Below are 1,294 nucleotides of genomic sequence, written 5' to 3' on the forward strand. Positions count from 1 at the left end.
GAGTTGAGGGTCGTCCAGTGAGTACACTTTTCTAGCGAGAAATTCCATCAGTGATGTGGGCGACTCTAGATCAACAGCATTATTTTTCTGTTCTGCAGTTAAGGCAGCGCCGCGCTTGAATGGAAGGAGAGGGAGCTCCTTGATTTGCGAGATTCTAAGCTCTTCACGCTGTACAACTCTGTACTCGTTCAGCCCGTATATGGCGCATGAAAGCAACACTACAAAACCTGCGCCGGCAAGAAGCATCCTGCTCATTTGTAAAGTCCTTCTACTGGATCCAGCTCGCTACTTCAGTTGCGCCATGTTCTCTTTTCCAGGCGTTAAGTGTCTTGTGATTACCCCCCTTGGTCTCGACGACTTCTCCGGTATGGGGGTTGTGATAGCGCTTCAAGGCGCGTGGAGCGCGGGGGCCTTTGCGCCCATCAACCTTGGCAGGTGCTGCACTACGGGTAGTAGATTGCGGGTCAAGGATGGTGATGATGTTGCGGAGAGACATGCTGTACTCACCCATCAACTTGCGCAATTTTTCTTCGAATTCAGCCTCGGCCTGGAAGGCTTTGTCATTTTTCAGAAGGTCGAGCTGTGCCAACTGCTCTGCGATTTGACGTTCGAGATCGCGAAACTCGGCTACCTTGGACATTCTACTGCTCCTGATGGGATTAAGTGCTATGAAATATATCAGGGCGCTCTAAGCTGTCAATGCTCATATGCCAGGATTGAGAAATAAAGCCCGCGCTGCGGGCCTTTTTGTTTTCAAAAGAGTTTTTCTTAACCAATCAACTACCGGCACCACCGCCCTTGGGCTTCGCTTTGATCCAGATCGTTGTAGTTTCCGGGTCAAGTACCTGTACAACATTTCCTTTTGCGTCTAGCACCATGATCTTGCCGTCTCCTCTCGCGCTTTCCATGCGCACATCTGCAGCAGTGCAAGACCCCGTATAAAAATCAATTGGGACATCAACCATTTCGGCTCTCCTTTTGTTGTTATATCTCTATGTTACGAATGAGCCAGGCGAGAGTCTACAACCGAATAAAGATATTTCAAATAACGTCTAAAATATGTTGATCCCACCAGTACTCAATGCGAAAATACAAGCATGGAGAGAAACATATGTTCGAGCTACTCAACAAAGCCCTAATCGCCCAGGCCGTCCTGATTCAAATCATGGCTGCAATGGCTTTTGTCGAATATAAGTTAGCCCTGAACCCAGGCAAGCCCAAGATCGCCCTCAAATACCTGATCCACGTTATCGTCCAGGCATTCGTAACCTTTCTGACCATGATTACAGCAACA

General features: G+C 48.4%; 4 protein-coding genes. 1 reads left to right on the forward strand and 3 read right to left on the reverse strand.

The window, feature by feature from the left end:
• From K675_RS31705 to K675_RS0129935, 3 genes are all read right to left on the reverse strand, one after another.
• A partial coding sequence (locus K675_RS31705) for a hypothetical protein (protein ID WP_037007415.1) occupies nucleotides 1-255 on the reverse strand: 255 nt, incomplete at its 3' end.
• A gap of 13 nt (nucleotides 256-268) precedes the next feature.
• A complete protein-coding gene (locus tag K675_RS0129930) occupies nucleotides 269-640 on the reverse strand; it encodes a histone-like nucleoid-structuring protein, MvaT/MvaU family (RefSeq protein WP_017907126.1) in 372 nt (123 codons plus the stop codon).
• 136 nt (nucleotides 641-776) lie between these two features.
• Complete coding sequence (locus K675_RS0129935; protein WP_017907127.1) at nucleotides 777-965, reverse strand: hypothetical protein; 189 nt, start codon at nucleotides 963-965, stop codon at nucleotides 777-779.
• A gap of 146 nt (nucleotides 966-1,111) precedes the next feature.
• Between K675_RS0129935 and K675_RS31710 the strand changes: the two genes are divergently transcribed.
• Nucleotides 1,112-1,294, forward strand: a 183-nt coding sequence (locus K675_RS31710; RefSeq protein ID WP_037007417.1) for a hypothetical protein, incomplete at its 3' end; no start/stop codon positions are given.

The organism is Pseudomonas fuscovaginae SE-1, from assembly GCF_000364705.1.
GTDB classification, from domain to species: Bacteria; Pseudomonadota; Gammaproteobacteria; order Pseudomonadales; family Pseudomonadaceae; genus Aquipseudomonas; species Aquipseudomonas fuscovaginae_A.

Excerpts from the sequence above, each read along its gene's own strand:
- K675_RS0129935 (WP_017907127.1), bottom strand. The coding sequence starts at position 965 with ATGGTTGATGTCCCAATTGATTTTTATACGGGGTCTTGCACTGCTGCA.
- K675_RS0129930 (WP_017907126.1), bottom strand. The coding sequence starts at position 640 with ATGTCCAAGGTAGCCGAGTTTCGCGATCTCGAACGTCAAATCGCAGAG.